The sequence below is a fragment of the Pseudomonas sp. NDM genome, from assembly GCF_003105095.1.
GTDB classification, from domain to species: Bacteria; Pseudomonadota; Gammaproteobacteria; order Pseudomonadales; family Pseudomonadaceae; genus Aquipseudomonas; species Aquipseudomonas moraviensis_A.
Genome location: NZ_QETJ01000016.1, coordinates 25,891 through 49,273 on the forward strand (window position 1 = coordinate 25,891; position 23,383 = coordinate 49,273).

Annotated in this window: 23 protein-coding genes; 10 read left to right on the forward strand and 13 right to left on the reverse strand. The window is 62.0% G+C overall.

Annotation, left to right across the window (positions count from 1 at the left end):
• Positions 1-111 precede the first annotated feature (111 nt).
• Positions 112-1,446, forward strand: a complete 1,335-nt coding sequence (locus DCO47_RS06370; RefSeq protein ID WP_064364084.1) for an MFS transporter — start codon at positions 112-114, stop codon at positions 1,444-1,446.
• Between the two features lie 121 nt (positions 1,447-1,567).
• Here the strand turns inward: DCO47_RS06370 and DCO47_RS06375 are convergent, their stop codons facing one another.
• On the reverse strand, positions 1,568-2,446 hold the full coding sequence (locus DCO47_RS06375; protein WP_064364083.1) for a DMT family transporter: 879 nt from the start codon (positions 2,444-2,446) through the stop codon (positions 1,568-1,570).
• Positions 2,447-2,833: 387 nt separating this feature from the next.
• Here DCO47_RS06375 and DCO47_RS06380 point away from each other — a divergent pair, with 387 nt between their 5' ends.
• Together DCO47_RS06380 and DCO47_RS06385 are read left to right on the forward strand one after the other, a co-directional pair.
• Positions 2,834-3,718 carry a neutral zinc metallopeptidase gene (locus DCO47_RS06380; RefSeq protein ID WP_083353616.1) on the forward strand — a complete coding sequence of 295 codons (885 nt, stop codon included), beginning with the start codon at positions 2,834-2,836 and terminating at the stop codon, positions 3,716-3,718.
• Positions 3,719-4,672 carry an alpha/beta hydrolase gene (locus DCO47_RS06385; protein WP_116657748.1) on the forward strand — a complete coding sequence of 318 codons (954 nt, stop codon included), beginning with the start codon at positions 3,719-3,721 and terminating at the stop codon, positions 4,670-4,672.
• Between the two features lie 116 nt (positions 4,673-4,788).
• On the opposite strand, the gene DCO47_RS06390 is transcribed toward DCO47_RS06385, so the two are convergent.
• From DCO47_RS06390 to DCO47_RS06400, 3 genes are all read right to left on the reverse strand, one after another.
• Positions 4,789-5,382: an HAD family hydrolase gene (locus tag DCO47_RS06390; RefSeq protein ID WP_116657749.1), complete on the reverse strand. Its 594-nt coding sequence runs from the start codon at positions 5,380-5,382 to the stop codon at positions 4,789-4,791.
• Positions 5,379-6,248, reverse strand: a complete 870-nt coding sequence (tesB, locus tag DCO47_RS06395) for an acyl-CoA thioesterase II (RefSeq protein ID WP_042610543.1) — start codon at positions 6,246-6,248, stop codon at positions 5,379-5,381. The genes DCO47_RS06390 and tesB overlap by 4 nt, the downstream gene beginning before the upstream one ends.
• A 110-nt stretch (positions 6,249-6,358) precedes the next feature.
• Complete coding sequence (locus tag DCO47_RS06400; protein WP_042610544.1) at positions 6,359-6,928, reverse strand: GNAT family N-acetyltransferase; 570 nt, start codon at positions 6,926-6,928, stop codon at positions 6,359-6,361.
• A gap of 82 nt (positions 6,929-7,010) precedes the next feature.
• Between DCO47_RS06400 and DCO47_RS06405 the strand changes: the two genes are divergently transcribed.
• Both DCO47_RS06405 and DCO47_RS06410 read left to right on the forward strand, forming a co-directional pair.
• Positions 7,011-7,931 (forward strand): histone deacetylase, encoded by a 921-nt coding sequence (locus DCO47_RS06405; protein ID WP_116657750.1) that lies wholly within the window; start codon positions 7,011-7,013, stop codon positions 7,929-7,931.
• Positions 7,932-8,116: 185 nt separating this feature from the next.
• Entirely contained in the window at positions 8,117-9,358 is a 1,242-nt protein-coding gene (locus DCO47_RS06410; protein ID WP_116657751.1) for a TIGR03862 family flavoprotein, read from the forward strand.
• A gap of 249 nt (positions 9,359-9,607) precedes the next feature.
• Here the strand turns inward: DCO47_RS06410 and DCO47_RS06415 are convergent, their stop codons facing one another.
• From DCO47_RS06415 to DCO47_RS06435, 5 genes are all read right to left on the reverse strand, one after another.
• The gene (locus tag DCO47_RS06415; protein ID WP_065615631.1) at positions 9,608-10,945 is read right to left on the reverse strand and encodes a DEAD/DEAH box helicase; all 1,338 of its coding nucleotides are present in this window, start codon (positions 10,943-10,945) and stop codon (positions 9,608-9,610) included.
• Positions 10,946-10,997: 52 nt separating this feature from the next.
• Positions 10,998-11,933 carry a drug/metabolite exporter YedA gene (yedA, locus tag DCO47_RS06420; RefSeq protein WP_116657752.1) on the reverse strand — a complete coding sequence of 312 codons (936 nt, stop codon included), beginning with the start codon at positions 11,931-11,933 and terminating at the stop codon, positions 10,998-11,000.
• A gap of 243 nt (positions 11,934-12,176) precedes the next feature.
• On the reverse strand, positions 12,177-12,782 hold the full coding sequence (locus DCO47_RS06425) for a PolC-type DNA polymerase III (protein ID WP_042610549.1): 606 nt from the start codon (positions 12,780-12,782) through the stop codon (positions 12,177-12,179).
• 35 nt (positions 12,783-12,817) lie between these two features.
• Positions 12,818-13,297: an NYN domain-containing protein gene (locus tag DCO47_RS06430; RefSeq protein WP_016773064.1), complete on the reverse strand. Its 480-nt coding sequence runs from the start codon at positions 13,295-13,297 to the stop codon at positions 12,818-12,820.
• Positions 13,298-13,505: 208 nt separating this feature from the next.
• Positions 13,506-14,264 (reverse strand): DUF2076 domain-containing protein, encoded by a 759-nt coding sequence (locus DCO47_RS06435; RefSeq protein ID WP_116657753.1) that lies wholly within the window; start codon positions 14,262-14,264, stop codon positions 13,506-13,508.
• Positions 14,265-14,441: 177 nt separating this feature from the next.
• Between DCO47_RS06435 and DCO47_RS06440 the strand changes: the two genes are divergently transcribed.
• The 3 genes from DCO47_RS06440 (at position 14,442) to DCO47_RS06450 (ending at position 17,244) form a co-directional block, all read left to right on the forward strand.
• On the forward strand, positions 14,442-15,116 hold the full coding sequence (locus DCO47_RS06440) for a YciC family protein (protein ID WP_016773061.1): 675 nt from the start codon (positions 14,442-14,444) through the stop codon (positions 15,114-15,116).
• Between the two features lie 75 nt (positions 15,117-15,191).
• The gene (locus DCO47_RS06445) at positions 15,192-16,271 is read left to right on the forward strand and encodes an endonuclease/exonuclease/phosphatase family protein (RefSeq protein WP_116657754.1); all 1,080 of its coding nucleotides are present in this window, start codon (positions 15,192-15,194) and stop codon (positions 16,269-16,271) included.
• 52 nt (positions 16,272-16,323) lie between these two features.
• Positions 16,324-17,244, forward strand: coding sequence for a hypothetical protein (locus DCO47_RS06450; protein ID WP_064364074.1), 921 nt, complete (start codon positions 16,324-16,326; stop codon positions 17,242-17,244).
• 12 nt (positions 17,245-17,256) lie between these two features.
• Here DCO47_RS06450 and DCO47_RS06455 read toward each other — a convergent pair whose 3' ends face one another.
• The 3 genes from DCO47_RS06455 to hrpB form a co-directional block, all read right to left on the reverse strand.
• A complete protein-coding gene (locus DCO47_RS06455; RefSeq protein WP_064364073.1) occupies positions 17,257-17,682 on the reverse strand; it encodes a hypothetical protein in 426 nt (141 codons plus the stop codon).
• Positions 17,683-17,695: 13 nt separating this feature from the next.
• The gene (locus tag DCO47_RS06460) at positions 17,696-18,268 is read right to left on the reverse strand and encodes a hypothetical protein (RefSeq protein WP_116657755.1); all 573 of its coding nucleotides are present in this window, start codon (positions 18,266-18,268) and stop codon (positions 17,696-17,698) included.
• 129 nt (positions 18,269-18,397) lie between these two features.
• Positions 18,398-20,917, reverse strand: a complete 2,520-nt coding sequence (gene hrpB / locus DCO47_RS06465; RefSeq protein ID WP_116657756.1) for an ATP-dependent helicase HrpB — start codon at positions 20,915-20,917, stop codon at positions 18,398-18,400.
• A gap of 110 nt (positions 20,918-21,027) precedes the next feature.
• Here hrpB and DCO47_RS06470 point away from each other — a divergent pair, with 110 nt between their 5' ends.
• Complete coding sequence (locus DCO47_RS06470) at positions 21,028-21,447, forward strand: hypothetical protein (RefSeq protein ID WP_042610556.1); 420 nt, start codon at positions 21,028-21,030, stop codon at positions 21,445-21,447.
• 13 nt (positions 21,448-21,460) lie between these two features.
• Positions 21,461-22,357: a cation diffusion facilitator family transporter gene (locus DCO47_RS06475; RefSeq protein ID WP_064364070.1), complete on the forward strand. Its 897-nt coding sequence runs from the start codon at positions 21,461-21,463 to the stop codon at positions 22,355-22,357.
• On the opposite strand, the gene DCO47_RS06480 is transcribed toward DCO47_RS06475, so the two are convergent.
• Positions 22,351-23,283, reverse strand: a complete 933-nt coding sequence (locus tag DCO47_RS06480) for a DUF6515 family protein (protein WP_116657757.1) — start codon at positions 23,281-23,283, stop codon at positions 22,351-22,353. The two genes, DCO47_RS06475 and DCO47_RS06480, sit on opposite strands and share 7 nt — an antisense overlap.
• Positions 23,284-23,383 lie beyond the last annotated feature (100 nt).

Genomic DNA, 23,383 nt, shown 5'->3' on the forward strand with positions numbered 1-23,383 from the left:
TTTTGTTCACTGCCCAACATCGGTTGCACATCGAGTCCGGCCACTAACCACCGGACAAGGTGTTCGACCGTAAAGAACACCAAATAACAAATCCAAAAACGGGTGGAACACATGATTCCTTCACAGACTTCCCGCATGGCTCCGGCCATGAGCACTGCCACGGGTGGCATCGGCGACAAGATCCGCGGCGCCATGGCGGTCGGCAAGACCCGCTGGGGCATGCTGGCGCTGGTATTTTTTGCAACCACCCTCAACTACATCGACCGCGCCGCCCTAGGCGTCATGCAGCCGATCCTCGCCAAGGAAATGAGCTGGACGGCGATGGATTACGCCAACATCAACTTCTGGTTCCAGGTCGGCTACGCGATCGGGTTTGTCCTGCAAGGACGGTTGATCGACCGGGTCGGCGTCAAGCGCGTGTTCTTCTGCGCCGTGCTGCTCTGGAGCCTCGCCACCGGCGCCCATGGCCTGGCGACTTCGGCAGCCGGCTTCATGGTCTGCCGCTTCATCCTCGGCCTGACTGAAGCCGCCAATTACCCGGCCTGCGTGAAAACCACGCGCCTGTGGTTCCCGGCCGGTGAACGTGCAGTCGCTACCGGCATCTTCAACGCCGGCACCAACGTCGGCGCGATGTTCACGCCGATGCTGCTGCCGCTGATCCTGCATGCGTGGGGCTGGCAGGCGGCGTTCCTGTGCATGGCCGCACTCGGCGGGATCTGGCTGTTGTTCTGGGGCCTGAAATACTTCAACCCGGAAGATCACCCACGGGTAAAACAATCGGAACTCGATTACATCCAGCAGCAAGTCGAACCGGAACAGGCCCGCGTGCCATTCAGCAAGATCCTGCGCATGCGCGGCACCTGGGCCTTCGCCCTCGCCTATTCGCTGACTGCGCCGGTGTTCTGGTTCTATCTGTACTGGCTGCCGCCGTTTCTCAATCAGCAATACAACCTCGGCATCAATGTGACGCAGATGGGTATTCCGCTGATCATCATCTACGTCACGGCTGACTTCGGCAGTGTCGGCGGCGGGATCCTGTCCTCGTTCCTGATCGGTCGCGGAATGAACTCGATCAAGGCGAGGCTGCTGTCGATGTTGCTGTTTGCCTGCTGCATCATCGGCGTGGTCATGGCCGCGGGTTCCGCCAATCTGTGGGTCGCCGTCGCTGCAATCTCCCTGGCCATCGGCGCGCATCAAGCCTGGACCGCGAACATCTGGAGCCTGGTGATGGACTACACGCCCAAGCACATGATGAGCACGGTGTTCGGCTTCGGCGGCATGTGCGCGGCGATCGGCGGGATGTTCATGACCCAGATCGTCGGCCACATCCTCACCGTCACCAACAACAACTACACCGTGCTGTTCACGCTGATTCCGGCGATGTACTTCCTCGCACTGACGTGGATGTACTTCATGGCACCGCGCAAGATTCCGACCGTCGAATAACCCGCTAAATCGCCCCTGTAGGAGCTGCGGAACGCTGCGATCTTTTGATCTTGCTGTTTAAGATCAAAAGATCGCAGCCTCGTTTCACTCGTCAGCTCCTACAAGGGATCTTTGCTCCCCCTTAGCGCCGGCTCTGCTGCCACGCCGCCGCCAATCCGCTGCAGCAGATCACCGCAATACCAATCACCGTCAGCCCGCTCGGCGTGTGACTGAACAGCAGCCAGCCCAACAACCCGGCAAAGACGATCTGGCAATAGCCGAACGGCGCCAGCAAGGCTGGTGCTGCGTGACGGAAGGCCTGGGTCAGAAACAGGTGAGCAGTCATCCCGCAGCTGCCCAGCGCCAGCATCAGCGCGGCGTGTGGCAGGCTCGGCACCTGCCAGAAGAACGGCACCAGCGCGCTCATCACCAGGGTATTGCACAGCCCGGCGAAGAAGTTGCTGGTGGTCGGGCTGTCGACTTCGGCGAGCTTGCGCGTCAGCAGTTGGTAAAAGCAGAAAAACAGCGCCGAACAGAACGGCAGCAGGATCGCCGGAGTGAACAGTTCGCCACCCGGGTGGACGATGATCAGCACGCCGATGAAACCGCAGATCACCGCGATCCATTGCCCGCGCGTCACCCGTTCCTTGAGCAGCGGCACCGACAATGCGGTGACCAACACCGGTGCAAGAAAGTTGACCGCCGTGGCTTCCGCCAGCGGGATGTACAACAGCGCCGTGGTGAAAAACAGGCTGGTGCCGAGCAGACACAGGGCACGGGCGAGCTGCCACAACGGTTTTTTGGTGCGCAGCACACGCAAGCCGGATTGCGGCAGAAAAATCCCCGCCATCAACAGGGTGTGCACCACATAGCGCGCCCACACCACCATCACGATGGGATAGAACCCGGACAGGTATTTGGATAAGGCGTCGTGACTGGAAAACAGGAACGTCGCCACGACAATCAGCAGGATCCCCTTGAAGGGCTGGTTGACACCGGAGAGCGGGGTGCTGACGGTCATTGGCAATCTCTGAAAAAATACCCAGGCGAGCGTTCGCGCTGGCGGCAATCGGTGTGGCAATCATAGTCGGCGCAGCTTTCAGCAACCGCACAGGTTGCCATCTTCTTCGCCGGGAAACCGCCGTTGAGCAAAACCGTGAGGCAAGATTCCCGCCACTTCGGCTCTCGGCAAGTCTGCAACATCACAGACTGCTGTCGAAACTGCGGGTTCATGACCTGGCCGGGATAAATTCTTCTCGGGATTGAATTCGCCGCCCCGCCGACCGTCAATAACAAGCCCGCACCACGTGGGCGCGTGTGAATGGACGGACGACCGGACTGGCGCCACACTCACACAGCGGCAACACTCATCACCTGACTCATCACCCGCAATAAAGAGGATTCCCACATGCTATGGAAAAAAGGCCGACGCAGTGACAACGTCGTCGATGCCCGGGGTGATGATACCGGCGGTGGCGGTGGCATGCGCTTCGGTGGCGGCAAGGGCCTGAGCCTGACGGCCATCGTGCTGATCGTCGGTATCGGCTGGCTCACCGGCCAGGACCCGATGCAGATCCTCGGTCAGTTGACCGGACAGATGGACCAACCGGCACCCACCTCGCAAACTCGCCAGGCACCGCCGGCCAATGATGAACAGGCCGAATTCGTCCGCTCGATCCTCGGCGACACCGAAGACACCTGGGGTCCGATCTTCCAGCAGGCCGGACGCCAATACAAAGACCCGACACTGGTGCTGTTCAGCAATCGGGTGAATTCGGCGTGCGGCATGGCCACTTCTGCCACCGGCCCGTTCTATTGCCCGGCCGACCAGAAGGTCTATCTGGACATGGCCTTCTTCCAGGAAATGTCGCAGCGCTTCAAAGCCGCCGGCGATTTCGCTCAGGCTTACGTGATCGCGCACGAGGTCGGTCACCATGTGCAGACACTGCTAGGCGTGTCGGCGAAGATGCAGACGGCGCGTCAGCAAGGTCGGCAAATGGAAGGCGACGGCGGCCTGCTGGTCCGTCAGGAATTGCAGGCCGACTGCCTCGCGGGCGTCTGGGCGTATAACGCGCAGAAGCGCCTGAACTGGCTGGAACCCGGCGACATCGAAGAAGCCTTGAACGCCGCCAACGCCATCGGCGATGATCGCCTGCAGCAACAGGGTCAGGGCCGCGTGGTGCCGGACTCGTTTACCCACGGTACGTCGGCGCAAAGGGTGCGCTGGTTCAAAACCGGATTCGCGCAAGGCCAGGTAAGCCAGTGCGACACCTTCGCGGCGAAAACCCTGTAAATGCATAAATGGCTTGTGGCGTTACTGTTCATCGTCGGCACCGCGCAAGCGGCCGGCGTCGATGCGATCAGCCCCGGTCGCCTGCAGCTCAAGGCCGGGGAAATGGCAGTGGGCATCGGCCCGGCGCCGGAGAAAATCGAGCGCGTACTGATCGTCATTCACGGTCGCTTGCGCAACGCCGAGACCTATCGCAAAAGCGCGCAAAGCGCCGCCGAACTCGCCGGGCAGACCGCGCACACGCTGGTGATCGCCCCGCAATTTCTCAATGAAAGCGATGTCACTTTGTATTCCTTGCCGCCGACGGTGCTGCGCTGGCAAGGCAACGAGTGGATGGGCGGCGACTTGTCCACCGGGCCGAATCCGCTGAGCTCCTATGCCGCGCTGGATGAAATCGTCGCGCGGGTCAGCGATCGCAAACAGTTTCCGGACGTGAAGCAGATCGTGATCTTCGGCCACTCCGGCGGTGGTCAGGTGGTGCAGCGCTACGCCTTGCTGGCCAAGGATCAGCCAGCGCTCAAGGCCAACAGCATTCGCTTGCGCTTTGTAGTCGCCAATCCTTCTTCTTATGCGTACTTCAACGAGCAGCGGCCAGTGGCGTTCGACCACTCACAATGCCCGGGCTTCAATCGCTGGAAATATGGACTGGCGGACATGCCGGTGTATGCCGGCGGGCAAACGCCGTTGCAGGTCGAGAGCAGTTACGTCAAACGCGAGGTGATCTATCTGCTCGGCCAGCAGGATGTCGACCCGGACCATCCGGCGCTGGACAAGAGCTGCGCGGCCGAGGCGCAAGGGGCTTACCGCTTGATGCGCGGCAAGCTGTATTTCGGCTATCTGCTGCGCCGCCATCCTGAGGGGGTCAATCAGCGGCTGGTGGAAGTGACGGGCGTTGGGCATGACGGGGATGGCATGCTGACTTCGGCGGAGGGGCAGAAGGCTTTGTTTGATCAGTAGGTTTTGTGCTGAATGTGCCGAAGCTATCGCGAGCAGGCTCACTCCTACAGGGGAACGCATTCCAAATTGTAGGAGTGAGCCTGCTCGCGATGAGGGCATCACTAACAGCAAATCTCTTAAGCCTGAAGCATCCGCCGCAACTCGACACAATCCCTTGCATGCCAATCGGTCAATTCCGGCCACGGGTTATCCGGCAGATTCACCAACACCGTCCGCGCCCCCGCCGCGCGACCGCAATCCAGATCGAAGCGGTAATCGCCGACCATCACCATGTCACTCGCTGGCACCTGCCAGGCCTCGGCCAGTTTCAGCAAACCGCCGGGATGCGGCTTTGGCGGTGCTTCGTCGCGCCCCAACACATCCTCGACCGCGAAACAGTCAGCCAGACCGATCGCCTCCAGCGTCACGTGCGCCAGCTCCCGCGCATTGCGCGTGAGAATGCCGAGGCGATAACCCCGCGCATGCAGGTCACGCACCAGCTCAACCGCGCCGGTGGCCGGGGTCGAGCCCAGTGCCAGATCGCGTTCATGCTCGAGCAACCAGGCATGTTTGGCCGCTGCTTCATCCGCTGGCAAGGCGGCGAGATGGCTGAGGATGTCGTCCTCCGGCGGAATCGCCAGCGCCACGCGAATCGCCGCGAAATCATGCACGGCCACGGTCAGCGTGCCGTCCATGTCGAACACCCAATGGCGAACCTCCGTCAGGCTCATGCCCAGTCCTTGCGATGGCGGATCAGGCCTTCCTGAGTCACCGAAGCGACCAGTTGCCCGGCACGGTTGAACACGCTGCCACGGGAAAAACCGCGGGAATTGCCGGCCCATGGGCTGTCCATCGCGTAGAGCAACCAGTCATCGGCACGCAGGTCATTGTGGAACCACAGCGCGTGATCGAGGCTGGCGACCTGCATGTCTTTCTGCCAGACCGATTTGCCGTGGGGCAGCATCGAAGTGGTCAGCAGGCCGAAGTCCGAGGCGTAGGCCAGCAGGTATTTGTGCAGCGCCGGGATGTCGGCCAGAGCGCCGTCAGCGCGGAACCACACGTACTTCACCGGATCGGCCGGTTGCGGGTTGTACGGATCTTTTTCGGTGACCGGGCGTACTTCGATCGGTTTCGGGCACAGCAGTTTTTCGCGCATGTGCTCGGGGATCAGGTGCGCACGCTGCTGGGTCAGTTCCAGTTCCGACGGCAGGTTTTCCGGGCCGACCACCACGGGCATCTGGCCCTGATGCTCGAAGCCTTGCTCGTCGTACTGAAACGAAGCGCTGCACGTGAAGATCGGGTGGCCCTTCTGGATCGCCGTGACCCGGCGGGTGCTGAAGCTGCCGCCATCACGGACACGATCAACCGAATACACCACCGGCAACTTGGCATCGCCCGGGCGCAGGAAATAACCGTGCAGCGAGTGCACGTGGCGCGCTTCTTCCACCGTCTGACTGGCCGCCGACAGCGACTGTCCGAGCACCTGACCGCCGAACAACTGGCGGAACCCCAGATCCTGGCTGCGGCCACGGAACAGATTTTCTTCGATCGGCTCCAGGGTCAGCAGATCGACCAGATCTTCCAGCACTTGGCTCATTCAGACTCTCCTCACACAACGCAATGGCCGCGCAGTCTTGGCTGCGACGGACGATTCAGGTTCTGGCACGGGCCAATACAATGGCGGCCATTGTAAACGTCCGGGTCGGCTTATTCATGCAAGGTTTGCAGCCATTGTTCGCGGCTGATGCGATACAGGACATGTCGGCGCAACGGGTGATCGGGCGCAAGCCTGGGGTGATCGAAATCGTCCTGCGGGTCGTGATGCATGCCGATCGCCTGCATGACCTTTTCCGACTGGGCATTCTGCTCGGCGGTAAACGAGACGATTTCCTCCAGTTTCAAGCGGTCGAAGCCGGCGCGCAGCGCGGTCCACGCCGCTTCACTGGCGTAGCCCAGGCCCCAATGCTCCTTGGCCAGACGCCAGCCGATCTCCACCGCCGGGGTGAACGGCGCATCGAAGCCGACCACGCCGAGCCCGGTGAAACCGATGAACTCGCCCGTGTCCTTGCGCTCCAGCGCCCACAGGCCAAAACCATGCTCGGCGAAATGCCCGCGCACGCGGCCGATCAGCGCGGCACTTTCCAGCCGGGTCAATGGCGCCGGAAAGTAGCGCATCACCTGCGGATCGGCGCACATCGCGGCGAATGCCGGCAAATCCTCGTCCTGCCACTGACGCATCAACAAGCGCGCGCTTTGCAGCTCCAGTATCGGCTCCATCGTCCCCTCCATTTCCATGCCGTTGAGTCTACATCGCTGGTAGGATCGCTCACTTGTTCCCAGGTTCTGCGCGAAACAAGCCATGCCCTTGCCGTTGATCTATCACGAAGACTACAGCCCCGAGTTCCCGGCGGATCACCGCTTCCCCATGGACAAGTTTCGTCTGTTGCGCGATCACCTGGTCGATAGCGGCCTGACCCGCGACGCCGACCTGCTGCGCCCGCAGATCTGCCCCAACGACATCCTCGCCCTCGCCCATGACCGCAGCTATATCGAACGCTACATGAGCGGCGAGTTGTCCCGCGAAGACCAACGGCGCCTCGGCCTGCCGTGGAACGAAGCGCTGGCGCGGCGCACCGTGCGCGCGGTGGGCGGTTCGATCCTCGCGGCAGAGAAAGCCCTTGAGCATGGCCTGGCCTGTCATCTGGCCGGCGGCACCCATCACGCCCATTACGATTACCCGGCTGGCTTCTGCATCTTCAATGACCTGGCGATCATCAGTCAGTACCTGTTGCAAAGCGGCCGGGTCAATCGCGTGCTGATCTTCGACTGCGATGTGCATCAGGGCGACGGCACGGCGCGGATTCTGCACGACACGCCGGAGGCGGTTACCGTTTCCCTGCACTGCGAGAAGAATTTTCCCGCACGCAAGGCCGACAGCGACTGGGACATTCCGCTGCCCAAGGGCATGGGCGATGCCGATTTTCTGCGGGTGGTCGATGACACACTCAACTACCTGCTGCCGCTGTATCAACCGGATCTGGTGCTCTACGACGCCGGCGTCGATGTGCACAAGGACGATGCCCTCGGTTATCTGCAACTGACCGACGAGGGCGTTGCCGCGCGCGATGAACGGGTGATGCGGCATTGCCTGGGCCGGGACATTCCGGTGGTCGGTGTGATCGGCGGTGGCTACAGCAAGGACCGCCACGCCCTCGCCCGCCGCCACGGCATCCTCCATCACAGCGCGCAACGGGTCTGGGATTCACACGGCTGTCACTGAAACATGCAGCATTACCCACCATCGCTTTGGAACTGCCTGTGGATAACCCGTAGCAGCTGCCGAGGCTACGATCTTTTGATCTTGCTGTAAAAATCCACAGCAAAGATCGCAGCCTGCGGCAGCTCCTACAGAGGGCTCGGCTGTTAGAATGCGCGCCTTGTCCCGCCATACCGCAGCGCACGCCCATGACCCAGAATTCCGTCCCCGCCAACACCCACGTCGCCGTCATCGGCGGTGGCCCCGCCGGCCTGATGGCCGCCGAAGTGCTGAGTCAGGCCGGAGTCCGCGTCGATCTTTATGACGGCATGCCTTCGGTGGGGCGCAAATTCCTGCTGGCCGGGGTCGGCGGCATGAACATCACCCACTCCGAAGCCTACCCGGCGTTCCTCGCGCGCTACGCCGAACGCGCGCCGCAAATCGCCCCGCTGCTGCGCGCATTCGATGCTGATGCGCTGTGCCGGTGGATTCACGAATTGGGTATCGAAACCTTCATCGGCAGCTCCGGCCGCGTATTCCCCACCGACATGAAAGCCGCGCCGCTGTTGCGCGCCTGGCTCAAACGCCTGCGCGACAGCGGCGTGGTTATCCACACCCGCCATCGCTGGCTCGGCTGGGACGCCGACGGCGCGCTGCGCATCGCCAGCCCGGAAGGTGAATTCAGCGTAAACCCCGACGCCACCCTGCTCGCCCTCGGCGGCGGCAGCTGGTCGCGCCTGGGTTCGGATGGCGCGTGGATGTTGCCGCTGGAGCAACGTGGCGTGGATCTGGCGCCGCTGCAGCCAAGCAACTGCGGCTTCGAGGTCCAGGCCTGGAGCGATCTGATGGTGAGCAAATTCGCCGGCGCGCCGCTGAAAAATATCGCCATCGGTTTGAACGACGATATCCCGCGTCTAGGCGAATGCGTGATCACCGCGACCGGGATTGAGGGCAGCCTGATCTATGCGCTGTCGGCGCCGATTCGCGAGGCAATCAATCGCTACGGCGCGGCGGTTATTCACATCGACCTGCTGCCCGGCCGCCCTGTGGATAAATTGCAGGCGGCGCTGAGCAAACCCCGCGGCTCGCGCTCAATGGCCAAGCATCTGCACAGTCAGGTCGGGGTTGATGGGGTGAAAGCCGCGTTGTTGCGCGAGCTGACCGATGCCGAGACATTCGCCGATCCGGCGCTGTTGGCGCGAGCGATCAAGGCGTTGCCACTCACCCTGGTGAAAACCCGGCCGCTGGACGAGGCGATCAGCAGCGCCGGTGGCGTCAGGTTCGAAGCGATGGATGAGCGTTTGATGCTCAAGGCGGCACCGGGCGTGTTTTGTGCGGGCGAGATGCTCGACTGGGAAGCGCCAACGGGTGGCTATTTGTTGACCGGGTGTTTTGCCAGCGGACGGGCGGCGGGTTTAGGGATGTTGGAATGGTTACGGCGCGGAAACTGAGTCGCCCCTCCCCCTCACCCCAGCCCTCTCCCCGAGGAGAGGGAGCCGACCGAGTTGTCTGGCGTCATGCATCGACCTGAAAAATCGTGTCGATTATGGATTCGGTCAGCCGAGCGAGATCTGGCGAAAGCCTTGTCGATTATGGATTCACAATAAACGTATCAGGTCGGCGTACTTCTTGAGCATCCCCCAATCAGTCCCCTCTCCCTTTGGGAGAGGGTTAGGGTGAGGGGCTTTTGATTTTTGATCTCAAGGCTTGCGCTTGCGCGGCCCGGTATTGAACACCGGCACCTTGCGCACTGGCTTGATCGATGGCTCCGGTGCCGAGGTCTCACCGCTGTCGACCCACTTGCCCAGATTGCGCTTGCCGCCACCGCCCGACACTTTCGGCTTCTTCGGTTTTTTCGGCTTCTTGATCACCTGACCGCTGGCATCGGTATCCGGGACGCGGTGCTCGGGTTCGAAATCCGGTTCGTTCTGGCGCTTCAGAGTCTGGCGCGTGAGCATTTCGATCGCCGAGAGCATGTTCACTTCATCGGCACACACCAGCGAGATCGCCTCACCGGTGGCACCCGCGCGGCCAGTGCGGCCGATGCGGTGAATGTAGTCCTCGGCGACGATCGGCAGATCGAAGTTGACCACCAGCGGCAGATCTTCGATGTCCAGACCACGGGCGGCCACGTCGGTCGCCACCAGAATCTGCACTTCACTGAGTTTGAAACGGTCCAGTGCGCGCTGGCGGGTAGCCTGCGGTTTGTCGCCATGGATGCCGTCAGCATTCACACCCAGGCCTTGAAGTTTTTCCACCAGCGCATCGACGCCGTTACGGGTCTTGGCGAACACCAGCACCTGCTTCCACTTGTTCTTGCGCATCAGGTGCACGAACAGCTCGGCCTTGCGCTTCTTGTCCACTGTCACGACCCACTGCTTGACCGTGTTGGCGGCGACATTGCGCGGACTGACTTCGACGCTCAGCGGATCGTTGAGCATCTGTCCGGCGAGCAGGCGGATGTCATCAGAGAAGGTTGCGGAAAACAGCAGGGTCTGGCGCTTTTTCGGCAGCATGCGGTAGATATTCGCCAGTTCTTCGGAGAAGCCCAGATCGAGCATGCGATCGGCTTCATCCAGCACCAGCGTTTGCAGTTGATCCAGTTTCAGCGCGTTCTGACGGAACAGGTCGATCAAGCGACCGGGCGTGGCCACCAGCACATCGACGCCGCCGCGCAGCTTCATCATCTGTGGGTTGATGCTGACACCGCCGTACACCGCATAAGTGCGCAGCGGCAGGTTTTCCGCGTATTGGCGCACGGCTTCGTGGACCTGTTCGGCCAGCTCGCGGGTCGGCACCAGAATCAGCGCACGCGCCGAGTTGGCGTTGACTTTCGGCCCTTGCATGGCGAGCAACTGCAGCAGCGGCAAGGCGAAACCGGCGGTTTTGCCGGTGCCGGTCTGGGCCGCTGCCATCAGGTCGCGACCGGCCAGCACCGCCGGAATGGCTTGCGCCTGCACCGGCGTCGGGGTCTGGTAGCCGAGCGTCTCGAGGGAGCGCAGCAAGGGTTCGATCAGGCCAAGGGAGGCGAAAGTCATGGGAGTACCGTAGGAAAAAATCACGCGGGGATGCAATGCCGCGCAGTTTACCCTAATTCGTACGCGCTTCCGTCGGAACGGCTTTCGCCTCTTCCACCGGTGGCTGCGCCGGCCGGCGCCACTGCGGCAGGCTGATCAGCAGCACGGCGCTGATGATAACCAGCATCGCCAACGCTTCTTCGATGCCAATGGTCTCGCCGACGAACACCACGCCGAGCAACACCGCCACCGCCGGGTTGACGTAGGCATAACTGGTCGCTGCCGCTGGGCGCACGTGTTTGAGCAGATACATGTAGGAATTGAAGGCGATGATCGAGCCGAAGAAAATCAGATAGGCCAGCGCCAGCCAACCCTCGAGCGGCGGCATCGATTGCAGGTGCTCGCCGCTCAGCGCGCTGCCGATCAGCAAGACCACGCCGCCAATCAGCATTTCCACAGCACTGGCCATCGCCCCTGCGGGCAGCGGCAGATGCTTGCTCCACACCGAACCGAACGCCCAGCTCGCTGCCGCGAAGATCAGCAAAACAGCGCCGAGCGGACTCGATTGCAGGTTGGAACCCATGTTGAGCATGGCGATGCCAATGATCCCCAGCGCCACACCGGCCCATTCCAGCCGCGTATTACGCGCGCCCCAGAAATAGCCGAACAGCAAGGTGAACAGTGGCACCGTCGCCACCGCCAGCGCGGCAACGCCCGAGGCCACACCGGTGTGCTCGGCGACGCTGACCGCGCCGTTACCGAAACTGAGCAGCAGAATGCCGACCAGCCCCGCCGCTTTCCACTGCGCCCAGCTCGGCGCTGGAGCCCCGCGCCAGCGCAGCCAGGCGTACATCAAGCTGCCAGCAATGACGAAACGCACCCCGGCCAGCAACAGCGGCGGCCAGTATTCGACACCGATGCGGATCACCAGATAAGTCGACCCCCAAATCACGTACAACGCAAAAAACGCAGCGATCAACGGCAGTGAAAAACGGCGCAAGGCAGGCATGGGCAGCTCGACAGTCAGATTTCTGTGGACTGGTTATTCTAGAAAGGCCGCCGCGCGAAAATAAGCTACAAAACCTGTTTATCGCGCCGGTACACTTTTGAATGAAGGCAACTGAGACCAATAAGGTCCTTGTGGGAGCGAGCCTGCTCGCGATGGCGGTGTGTCTGTCAATATCTCCATCGACTGATGCTCCATCATCGCGAGCAGGCTCACTCCTACAAGGGTTCTGTGTTGGGCCAGGGATCAGCGATAGCGCTGCAAATGCTCGCCCACTTTCGCCGCAGGGACTTTCTGCAACTTGCACAGCAGGTCGTGATTCAACTCGCGCACCCCATGCTTGCCCCGCAACTCATCAGCCAGATGCGCCATCAGGTTCGCCGCCATCTCCGCATCGGCCATGGCCCGGTGAGCCTGGCCGGTGTGCGGCAGGCGCGCGAACGTGGTGAGCGTGCCGAGCTTGTGATTCGGCGCCGCCGGCATCAGGCGCCGCGCCAACAGCAGTGAACAGGCGAAATTCTGCAGGCGTGTGCGCTTGATCCGGCCCAGTTCGAAATCCCAGAACTTCTGGTCGAACGATGCGTTGTGCGCCAGCAGCGGCGTGCAACCGACGAATTCGTTGACCTCTTCCATCACCCGTTCGGCGGGCGGCGCGGTGCGCAGCATGGCGTTGCTGATGCCGGTCAGTTGCTCGATGAACGCGGGGACGCGCACGCCGGCGTTCATCAGGCTCTGGTAACGCTCGACAATGCGGCCGTTTTCCAGCATGACCACGGCAATTTCCGTAGCGCGGCAGCTGCTGTTCGGCGACAGGCCGGTGGTTTCAAAGTCGATGACTGCAATGCGTTCCAAACCGGGGTGTACTCCGTTCAAATCAATGGTTCAGCTCAGTTCTTCAACAGCAGCGCGCCTTCGATCGGCACGTAGCGGCTGGCGGCGCGGATCAGCGAGTTGGCGGTCAGGCCAGGGACGCCGTAGGCCACCGCTTGCACGCCGTGTTTGTTGATGATGCGTTCGAGCAGCATGTCGAAATCGCCGTCACCGGAGGCCAGCACCACTTCGTCGACATGGTCGGCGGCGTCCATGATGTCCAGGGTAATGCCCACGTCCCAGTCACCCTTGGCCGAGCCGTCGCTGCGCTGGATGTAGGGCTTGAGCTTCACGGTGAAGCCGAGGTTGCGCAGGATCTGCTGGAACTGCTGCTGCTTGCTGTCGCCTCGGTCGATCGCGTAGGCGTAGGCCTCGACGATTTGCCCGTTCTTGCTGATGTCCGCCCACAGTGCGGCGTAGTTGAAGTGGCAACCATAGGCCTGACGCACGGTGTAGTAGAGGTTCTGCACATCGGCGAACACTGCGATTTTTTTCACCGGAGTTCCTGTGAGCGCGCAAGCGCACGAAGCGGGGTCAGGCGTTCAGGCCCGAAAAAGGCGCCCAGTATGCCAGTAAATAGCAGTGTGGCGAGGGAGCTTGCTCCCGCTGGACTGCGCAGCAGGCCCCTCTTTTCAAAGGAAAGGGCCGCTAGGCGCCCCAGCGGGAGCACGCTCCCTCGCCACCCGGGTCGATGCTGACCGTTGGTCAGACGAAGGAGTCGTCGTCATCGAAGAACGATGAATTGTCATCGCTGTAATCGGCGTCGCTGACACCGTTCTGGTCATTGCCGGTAAAGCCATTGTCCGCCACGCGCTGATCATCGCCCCAGCCACTGTTGCTCTGGTCGGCGACCTGCGCCGGTTCTTCCTTGATGATCTCGACGATTTCTTCCGGTTGCTGGTTGTGATGGAACAGGCTGCTGATGCCCTGCGCCAGCATTACACCGCCGGCCACGCCCGCGGCGGTTTTCAGAGCGCCACTGAGGAAGCTGTTGGCTGCCGGAGCCGCTTGCTGGGCATAGTTGCTCGGCGCGGCACCGAAGCTCTGTTGCGGTGCCGGCGCCTGGTAGCTCTGTTGCGGCGCCGGTTCGCGCCAGCCGCCGTTGGACGACGGTGCTGCGCTCTGGCTCGGCGCCGGACGCGAACTGCCGCCGCCAAAGATACTCGACAGAAACCCACCGCCGCCGCTCGCTGCCGGAGCGCCGCTCTGCGCCTTGGCCGATTGCAACTCGGCCTGCAGACGCTGGACCTGCTGGGTCAGCTGTTTGTTCTGCTCGTCGAGGCTTTTCAGCGCGGCCTCTTGCACCAGAATCGCCTGGGTCATGAAATAGCCTGCCGCCGGTTGGCGTGTCAGGTGTTCCTTGATCCGCGCCTCGGCCTGGGCGTCGCGCGGGGCTGCCTCCGTTTCGGCCTGCTGCAGCCGGGAAAACAGTCCATCGATCAGGGTTTGCTCTTCGCTGTTCATGGCGACCTCGTAGATTGCCGGTAATAACGTGCCCACGCCCACTCCGGGTGTGGTGCTCTCCTGTAATGGAGACAGTGACAAAACGTTTCAATGGCCTTTACCGAATGTTTACGTTTGTGTCGGCCCGCGTTGCATCGGTTAAAGTGAGCCACTGTTTTCGACCTGCGATACCGACTGATGAATGCCCTCGAAGTACTGCGCGACTCTTTGTATTTTTTCAAACGCCATCTGGGCAGCATCGTGCAGTTGTGCCTGCCGCTGGTGATTGTCGAAGCCTTCCTGCAGCAGGCGGTCGATCACGCCACCGGGCCGGACACCTTTGCCGGGGTCAGCATCATCGTCGGCCTCCTGGTATATCCGCTGTACACCGCCGCGCTGATTCTGTTTCTCGATGCACGCAGCCGTGGCGAGTCGCCGCGCAACCGCGACCTGCTGGCGATGGCTGCAACCCTGTGGCCGCGCTTCGCCGTGCTGACCGCGCTCAATACCCTGCTGATTCTGCTCGGCCTGTCGCTGTACTTCCTGCCGGGCCTGATGCTGATGGTCATGCTCGCGTTCGCCGAATACCTGCTTGTGCTGCGTGGCCTCGGGCCGTTGCAGGCGATGAAGGAAAGTCTGCGTCTGACCCGCGGGCATTTCTGGCGCATCCTGCTGTGCATTCTCTGTGTGATGACGCCGCTGTGGCTGCTCAAGGGCGCGACGCTGGCGGTCTACCCCGAGCCGCAGAATCCGCTGATCGCCGGGCTGATCGACAGCGCCCACAGCTTCCTGCAACTGTTCACCAGCGTCGTGCTGTTCCGCCTGTTCATGCTGATCAGCGAATTGCCTGACAAACGTAACGGAGCAGTCTGACCGCGCCGTGCTTGGGCTTCGCCGCTGCCGTCAGGTATGCTCGGAGCCACTTTCTGTAACGCTATAAGCCGAGCCATGACCCGTCTGCTGCGCTACACCCTGTTGCTCGTCATCCTCGCCGTCGTCCTGTTCGGCGTGCTGCTGTTCAGCCTGACCTGGCGCCCGGACGCCCGCGAAACCCTGCCGGTCAATTGCAGCACCACGGCGCCGACGCTGGTGCCCGGGCAAGCGTTGAAAGTCATGACCTGGAACGTGCAGTTCCTCGCCGGCAAGCGCTACGTGTTCTGGAATGATCTCGCGCAGGGCGACGACGACGCGCCGACGCTGGAAGACATGGCCTTCAGTCTCGACGAAGTGGCGCGGGTGATTCGCGACGAACAACCCGATGTGGTGCTGTTGCAGGAACTCGACGACGGTGCCAAGGCCAGCGATTACCAGAATCAGCTCAAGCTGTTGCAGGAACGCGTCGCCGACCTGTATCCGTGCAGTGCCAGCGCCTTCGACTGGAAAGCCGATTTCGTCCCCGAGCCCCATATCTACGGCAGCGTCGGCCGCCAGTTGGCGACGTTGAGTCGCTATCGCATCGAACACGCCGAGCGCCTGCAACTGCCGGTCGCCCCGAGCAACTTCATCAGCCGTCAGTTCCAGCCCAAAGACGCCTTGCTGGCAGTCAAACTGCCGCTCAGCGATGGCGGACAACTGACCGTGTTCAACACCCATTTGCAGCGCGCCAGCCAGCCGGACGGCAACTTGCAGGCGCAGGTGGCCGCCGTGGCCAAAGTGCTCGACAAATACGAAAGCCAAGGCCTGCCCTGGCTGATCGGTGGTGATTTCAATCTGTTGCCGCTGGGCCAGTACCGGCGCCTGCCCGTCGAGCGCCGCACGCCCTACTCCGCCGACAGCGAACTGCACTTGCTGTGGGACAAGTACCCGATGATCCCGACCAACAACGAAGCCGGCGGCATCGACCGGGCCAGATGGCTCACCCATTACCCCAACGACCCCGGCCTCAACGGCCCGGATCGCACGGTCGATTATCTGTTCTACAGCCCCAGACTCAAGCGCGTGGAAGCGCAAGTACGGCAGGACGATACCCTGCGCATCTCCGACCACTTACCCGTGATTGCGCGGTTCCTGCTGCCAGCGGCACCCTAGCTCAATCGGTAATCCACGGCCCGACCGCGCCGAATTCAAGACATGGAAAAGCATGAAGATTTTATTGGTATGCAAGGACATCGGTGGCTACGCACGCAAACTCGCGGAGCACTTGAGTATCGCCGACCAGGTTTGCTTCATCGACACTGCTGCGCTGGCGAAACCCTTCGACCGCGCACCGAAGATCTTGCGGCGCCCGCTCAATCGCTGGGCGCAGTTGCGCCAGTTCAGCAAGGCCGTGGCGGCTGGGGGGCGCTTCGACGTTGCCCTGATCATCAACCCGGCGCAAATCGAGCCCAAGCAACTGACGACAGCGCTGAGCGCAAGCGAACGCAGGATTGCCTACCTCTACGACAGTTTCAGTCGCTGGCCCATGAGCCGTGAGGCGCTGGCCGTGTACGACGAGGTGTTTTCGTTCGACCCGGAGAATGCCGAGCAATACGGTCTGAAAAAACTGCACAATTTTATTTACGACGACTATGTCGCCGATGGCGATCCCGGCGAATATTCAGCTTTTGTGGTGATGGCGGGGAAAGATCGAGTGCCCGCGCTGGAAGGTCTGGCCAGAGCATTCGATCAATTGGGTGTGACCGATTACAAATTTCTGGTGCAGTGCAAACCGATTCCCGGCGCGCATCCGGGAATCACCTTTTTCGAGCAGCGGATGTCACTCGAATCAGTTGGCGAACTGGTGAAGCGTTCGCGCATCATTCTCGACATTTCCAAGCCCGGCCAGGCCGGTTTGAGCTTCCGCTTTTTCGAAGCCATGGCCGCGCGCAAGAAAGTCATTACCACCAACAGGCATGTGCTGGATTACGACTTCTACAACCCGGCGAACATACTGGTGATCGACGAAGCCGACCCGGTGATTCCGGAGTCGTTCGTCTCTGCCCCATACGCCGATATCCCCGCGCCGATCTATCGCAAATACACTTTGCAGGGCTGGACCGAGACTGTGTTCGCATCGAGATAGCCTGCGATCGGCTCAAAACCCCGGCGGAACGTAGCCCGGAACATAGCGGACGTTGGCGCACTTGCCGTGCAGTATTCGCCCGTCTTCGATCAGGAACTGGGCGATCTTCTTCTGCTGATTGATCTTCGCCTGCAACTTGCAGGTAGAACTATGACCGACCTGTTGGTAGTGCTCGGTGTACACCATGCCGTTGCCGGTATGGTTCATTGAAGTACCGGCCGCTTCGGTGGTGGTCCAGCTCGCGGACTTGTACCAGGTCAGCACAGCCAAAGGTTCGCCGTTCGCGCCGATTTCCTTTTTCATCGAATCGGGAGTGCCGAACAGGTCCAGTGCTTCCTGAAGATCGCGGCCTTCCCAGCGGTTCTGCGCAATGGTGGAACAGCCGCTCAACAGCAACCCCGCCAACAGGGTTGCCAACCATAAACGTGTGTAAGTCATTTGGCGCCCCGGCTTATTTCTTGAGTTCGAGCAGACTGTCGATGTTGTCCATCATCTGGCTCTTTTGCTGAATCGGCGCGAGCTTGAAGAACATCTGCTGCAGCATTTCGATCATCTGCAGGTATTCCATCTTGCCCACGGCGGCCATGTCGTTTTTAGCGCGACTGCCCGGCGCGCAGGCAAACTTCAGCGCCTGCTGGACCCAGAACTCTTTCGGGGTCTGCCATTGGTTGGCAACTTTCAGATGACGCATGGTGTAAGCGAGACGCTCGATGGACTGGCCATTGATAAACCGAACCTTGCCGGTAGAGCACTGGGCTTCGAGGTTGTAGACGTCGATCATCGGTTTGCCGGGCTCTTCATAAACCAGGGTCACCGCGACCATGGTCGCGCCTTTGGTTTTCTGCGAAGGCACCACCGACGTCGCGTCCGCTACGTACATGATGTTTTTTTGGGGCACGCCGTTGCCGTAGATAATCCACCAGTCGCCAATCGGATTGGGTTCCTCGGCCATGGCCGAACAGGAGGCGGCCAATAGCGCAGCCGACAAGAAGATCAACTTCTTGAACTTGAAGAAAGAGGTCATGGGCAGTTCCGTTCCTTGGGCACAAGTTGCAGGCAGCAACACTTGTTATTGTTCAGGCCGCGATTTTGGGAGCCTGAACTAACGAGGGCAATTAGCACGGATGGGCTAATGGCGCGCTGCCATTGCAGGTCAGGTGCCCCGTGGTTTTGCCCGTGCGGTGGCTTCGGCGACCAAGGGATCATCCGGCCAATAGTGCTTCGGATAACGTCCCTTCAGATCCTTCTTCACCTCGGCATAGGTGCTGCGCCAGAAGTTGGCCAGATCCTGAGTGACCTGCACCGGGCGCCGCGCTGGCGAGAGCAGATGCAGCTTGACCACTTGCCGGCCGCCGGCAATCCGTGGCGTATCAGCCAAGCCGAACAGCTCTTGCAGACGTACCGCGAGAATCGGTGGCTGTTCGCTGTAATCCAGTCGAATCGATGAGCCCGACGGCACGCTCAAATGATGCGGTGCCAGTTCGTCGAGCTTGTGTGGCAGCGGCCACGGCAGCAGGTTGCGCACGATGCTCGACAGATCGAGGTTGGCGAAATGGCTGAGCCGCGAGACCTTGCCCAGATACGGCATCAACCAGTTTTCCAGCGAATCGAGCAGCGCCGCATCGCTGACATCCGGCCACTGGCTGTCGTCCTGAGTGCTCAGATCGAGCTGGCGCAACAGCGCCACCCGCGCCTGCCACTGGCGCAGTTCCGGCGTCCAGGGCAGCAACTCCAGCCCCTTGCGCCGGACCAGATTGACCAGGGCCTGACTGCGTGCGTTTTCATCAAGACCGGTCAACGGTTCACGGCTGAGAATCAGCTCGCCGACCTTGCGCTGACGCTCGGCGCGCAGCACGCCTTCGCGCTCATCCCAATCCAGTTGATCGACACTGCGCACTTGTTCGGCGAGCACCGAATCGAACAGTGCCGAATCGAAATCCGCCGCCAGATAAATGCGTTCTTCGCGCTGGCCCTGACGGCTTCCGAGGTCGGCGATGACGATCCACTCATGCTTCATCAGGCTGTCGGCCTCGGCGAACAGCGCAGCGCGACCGTTGGCCAAACGGTATTCGGCACCACCGGCGCGCCGTTGCTGAGCGACGCGATCCGGGTAGGCCAGCGCCAGCAGTGCGCCGAGCCAGCGCGGATGCTCGGGCTCGTTTACCGGTTCGCTCGGCTTGCCACGCAGGTAGCCGCGATACTGCCGGGCCAGTTGCCGGGCGCGTTGCACCCCGCCCTGCGCACCTCGACCGGCGCGCTCTTCGCCGGAAAGCAGGACCAATCGGCTGTGCAAATCCGCACCTGCGCCGCGCAGGATATCGCGCTCGCCGAGCAGTGCCGCCACATCGCAGGCCATCGCCGCCAGGCCCAGCGCCTGACCGCGCAACACCAAGTGCGCGATGCGTGGATGCGCCGGCAGTTCAGCCATGGCCTGGCCGTGGGCCGTCAGCGTGTCGCCGTGCAAGGCGCCAAGACGTTGCAGCAGATCCTGCGCCTGGGCATACGCGGCGGCAGGCGGCACGTCGAGCCAGACCAGTTCGCTCGGCGTGACGCCCCAGCGCCCCAGTTGCAAAGCGAGGCTGGCCAGATCCGCCGAGAGAATTTCCGCGCTGCCATAAGCCGCGAGTTGTTCATGCTGATCCTGCGACCACAGGCGATAACACACGCCCGGCTCCAAACGCCCGGCGCGGCCGGCACGCTGGGTGGCGCTGGCCTTGGAGATTCGTTGCGTGTCGAGACGGGTCATGCCGCTGCCCGGGTCGAAACGCGGCACGCGCGCCAGCCCGGCATCGATGACCACGCGCACGCCGTTGATGGTCAGGCTGGTCTCGGCGATGTTGGTCGCCAGCACCACTTTGCGCTGACCGGACGGCGCCGGATCGATCGCCGCGCGTTGCGCATTGAGGTCGAGTTCGCCGTGCAGCGGGCACAGCAAGACGTCTACGCGCTCGCCAATGGCGTCGGCCAATTGCTGATGCACGCGACGGATCTCTGCTTGCCCGGGCAGGAACACCAACAGGCTGCCGGTCTCGTCGTGCAGCGCCTCAAGCACGGTTTGCGTGACGCGCTGATCGATGTATTCACCCGGCTGAAACGGCCGGCCCCAGCGCATCGTCACCGGGAACATGCGCCCTTCGCTGCGCAGAATCGGCGCGTCATCGAGCAAGCCGGAAAGGCGCTCGCCTTCGAGGGTGGCCGACATCAGCAGAATCTTCAGCGGCTGTTCAGCGCGAAACAGCTCGCGACCGTTCAGACTGAGGGCCAGCGCCAGATCGGCGTCGAGACTGCGTTCATGAAATTCGTCGAAGATCAGCAGGCCCACGCCTTCCAGCGCCGGGTCGTCCTGCAAGCGCCGGGTGAGGATGCCTTCGGTGACTACCTCGATACGCGTCTTCGGGCCGACCTTGCTGTCGAGGCGGATGCGATAACCGACGGTTTCACCGACCTGTTCGCCGAGCTCGCTGGCCAAACGCTCCGCCGCCGCCCGCGCAGCCAGACGCCGAGGCTCAAGCATGACGATGGTCTGCCCGGCCAGCCAGGCTTCATTGAGCAAGGCCAAGGGCACGCGGGTGGTTTTACCGGCGCCGGGCGGTGCTTCGAGCACGGCTTCGTGGCGAGACGCGAGGGCTTCACGCAGGGCGGGTAAAACATCGTCGATCGGCAAAGAAATCATGCTGGCTCCCAAACAGAGCCGCGAGTATAACGACGAACTGTCTGACGTTCGTCAGGGTCTTAACTTCACAAGACGAAGCTTCGTTATTTGATGACTCAGGAGACATTTCCATGCGCTTACCCTCTCGCCTGATTGGCGGTGTTCTGGTTGCCACCCTGCTCACGCAACTGTCGGCGTGCGGTTCGATCTTCTACCCGGACCGCCGTGGCCAGATCGACGGCAAGATCGACCCGGCGATTGCCGTGCTCGATGCCGTCGGCCTGCTGTTCTACATCATTCCCGGGCTGATCGCGTTTGCCGTCGACTTCGCCACCGGGGCGATCTATTTCGAACCGGGCCACACCGCGCAGATCGATCCGGCCAAGCTCAAGCAAGCCATCGGCCCGGACGGGCAGGTCGACAATCACAAGTTGCAGGCGATTCTTGAGAGCGAACTGGGTAAAGACTTTCCTCTCGACGACCCGCGTCTGATTCAGCACAAGGGCAGCACTCAGCAACTGGCGATGTTCGGCCTGCAACCGGCCGCCTGAAAAAGGACGTTCAATGACCTCCAGCCCCGAACACGCCCGTCTTCTGCGGCTGGCGACCCGCGCTTCGGTGGCGGTCGCCTGCACGTTGATCGTCGCCAAGGCCATTGCCTGGTGGCTCAGCGGATCGGTGAGCATGCTTGCCGGCCTCACCGACTCGGCGCTGGATGGCGTCACCTCGATGCTCAATCTGCTGGCGGTGCATTACGCGCTGCGCCCGGCGGATGACGATCACCGTTATGGGCACGGCAAAGCCGAGTCGCTGGCGGGCATGGCGCAGGCGTTGTTCATCGGTGGCAGTGCGGTGTTGATCGCGTTCCAGGCTTACCAGCGCTTGCAGACGCCGGAGCCGCTTGGCGCGCCGTGGCTGAGCATCGGTGTGATCGTGTTTTCGCTGCTGCTGACGGCGGCGCTGCTGATGTTGCAGCATCGGGTGATCAAACAGACCGGCTCCAACGCCGTACGCGCCGACTCGCTGCATTACCGTTCGGACCTGCTGCTCAACGGCAGCATCCTGATCGCGCTGGTGCTGGCCGGAATGGGTTTCGCGCAACTGGATGCGTGGTTCGGCCTGGGGATCGCTGCGTATATTTTCTGGAGCGCGATCCAGATTGCCCGCGAGAGTTTTTCGGTGTTGATGGACGAAGAACTGCCGACCGATGTCAGCCAGCACATGCTCGAACTGGCCTGCAGCGTGCCGGGCGTGCTCGGCGCACATGACCTGCGCACGCGGATTTCCGGCAATCACTGGTTCGTACAATTGCATCTGGAACTGCCGGGCGAACTGACCCTGTCAGTCGCCCATGGCATCAGCGATCAAGCGGCAGCGGCGATTCACAGGGCTTATCCGAAGGCCGAAGTGCTGGTGCACGCCGACCCACAGGAGGTGGTGCTCGCCGCCCGCACTCAATAATTGACTTGGTAACCGCGACTGCTCAGGCAGTTGCCCTGCGCCTGGCGATAAGCCTGAACCACCTCGGGCGCGGGTTGATACGTCGCGGTGCGCGGGTCGAAACCGCTTTGCTGCACGGCGTACTGATAGCACTGATAACCGTCCTGCTGCACTTGCTGCGGCGACTGGCCGTTGGCCGGGTAGGCTTCGACGTCATAGCCTTGGGATTGCGGCTGTTGCTGCAGCGGCGGCTCGACCACCACGTAATCCTGCGTCGCCTCTTGATAGGCGTAATAGGACCCGGCAGCGAGGAACAACAGCGAACCACCGATCCACACCTCACGGGCGTAATCCGGCAAATACTGGATGCGGATCCCGCGCGGTGGCTGCACGACGATGTAGCGCGGGCCTTGCGGGCGGTACCAATAGCCGCCGGAATAGAAGTAATCCTGACCGCGATACGGCACGCGGTAATCGCGATCCGGGAAGCGGTCGATTACATGGCCTGGGCGATACTGCGGGCCGGGGCCCCAGCCATTGCCATGACCGTTCGGACGACCCGGCCAGCGGTTGTCATCGGGACGCGGCCGCGTCTGCCATTGCTGATTGTGATAACCGTTCTGCGGGCGTTCGTCGCGGTAGTAACCCTGACGCGGCTCCTGCGTCTGGCGCACGGCGTCGGGCCGCGGCTGGATCGGCAGGTTGTTGCCCGGTTGCCGAGGCGGTTGCGGACGATCATCGGCACGGTTGCGGTTCTGCCATTGACCGTCATTGTTGGGCGGCTGGCCGTTGTGTTCGAACTGACGGCTGTTGTCGCCACGGATGATCCCGTCGTTCTGCGGCCCGTTGCCCGGCCCGCGATTCTGCGGCTCATCGGCCAGCGCTTGCGCACTGACCCCCACACACAGCAAACCAACACCGGCCAGACGCCAGATGCGCGAATTCATGCTTTTCCTCACTGCGGGAGCCTGTCGTTGGGAGGGCCTGTTGCTGAGACTCGAAACTGGCCTACCGGGTTCTGCAACAGGTTATCAGTCGCGCGACTTA

Coding starts and splice junctions, on each gene's coding strand:
- DCO47_RS06370 (WP_064364084.1), top strand. CDS start 112: ATGATTCCTTCACAGACTTCCCGCATGGCTCCGGCCATGAGCACTGCC.
- DCO47_RS06375 (WP_064364083.1), bottom strand. CDS start 2,446: ATGACCGTCAGCACCCCGCTCTCCGGTGTCAACCAGCCCTTCAAGGGG.
- DCO47_RS06380 (WP_083353616.1), top strand. CDS start 2,834: ATGCTATGGAAAAAAGGCCGACGCAGTGACAACGTCGTCGATGCCCGG.
- DCO47_RS06385 (WP_116657748.1), top strand. CDS start 3,719: ATGCATAAATGGCTTGTGGCGTTACTGTTCATCGTCGGCACCGCGCAA.
- DCO47_RS06390 (WP_116657749.1), bottom strand. CDS start 5,382: ATGAGCCTGACGGAGGTTCGCCATTGGGTGTTCGACATGGACGGCACG.
- tesB (WP_042610543.1), bottom strand. CDS start 6,248: ATGAGCCAAGTGCTGGAAGATCTGGTCGATCTGCTGACCCTGGAGCCG.
- DCO47_RS06400 (WP_042610544.1), bottom strand. CDS start 6,928: ATGGAGCCGATACTGGAGCTGCAAAGCGCGCGCTTGTTGATGCGTCAG.
- DCO47_RS06405 (WP_116657750.1), top strand. CDS start 7,011: ATGCCCTTGCCGTTGATCTATCACGAAGACTACAGCCCCGAGTTCCCG.
- DCO47_RS06410 (WP_116657751.1), top strand. CDS start 8,117: ATGACCCAGAATTCCGTCCCCGCCAACACCCACGTCGCCGTCATCGGC.
- DCO47_RS06415 (WP_065615631.1), bottom strand. CDS start 10,945: ATGACTTTCGCCTCCCTTGGCCTGATCGAACCCTTGCTGCGCTCCCTC.
- yedA (WP_116657752.1), bottom strand. CDS start 11,933: ATGCCTGCCTTGCGCCGTTTTTCACTGCCGTTGATCGCTGCGTTTTTT.
- DCO47_RS06435 (WP_116657753.1), bottom strand. CDS start 14,264: ATGAACAGCGAAGAGCAAACCCTGATCGATGGACTGTTTTCCCGGCTG.
- DCO47_RS06440 (WP_016773061.1), top strand. CDS start 14,442: ATGAATGCCCTCGAAGTACTGCGCGACTCTTTGTATTTTTTCAAACGC.
- DCO47_RS06445 (WP_116657754.1), top strand. CDS start 15,192: ATGACCCGTCTGCTGCGCTACACCCTGTTGCTCGTCATCCTCGCCGTC.
- DCO47_RS06450 (WP_064364074.1), top strand. CDS start 16,324: ATGAAGATTTTATTGGTATGCAAGGACATCGGTGGCTACGCACGCAAA.
- DCO47_RS06455 (WP_064364073.1), bottom strand. CDS start 17,682: ATGACTTACACACGTTTATGGTTGGCAACCCTGTTGGCGGGGTTGCTG.
- DCO47_RS06460 (WP_116657755.1), bottom strand. CDS start 18,268: ATGACCTCTTTCTTCAAGTTCAAGAAGTTGATCTTCTTGTCGGCTGCG.
- hrpB (WP_116657756.1), bottom strand. CDS start 20,917: ATGATTTCTTTGCCGATCGACGATGTTTTACCCGCCCTGCGTGAAGCC.
- DCO47_RS06470 (WP_042610556.1), top strand. CDS start 21,028: ATGCGCTTACCCTCTCGCCTGATTGGCGGTGTTCTGGTTGCCACCCTG.
- DCO47_RS06475 (WP_064364070.1), top strand. CDS start 21,461: ATGACCTCCAGCCCCGAACACGCCCGTCTTCTGCGGCTGGCGACCCGC.
- DCO47_RS06480 (WP_116657757.1), bottom strand. CDS start 23,283: ATGAATTCGCGCATCTGGCGTCTGGCCGGTGTTGGTTTGCTGTGTGTG.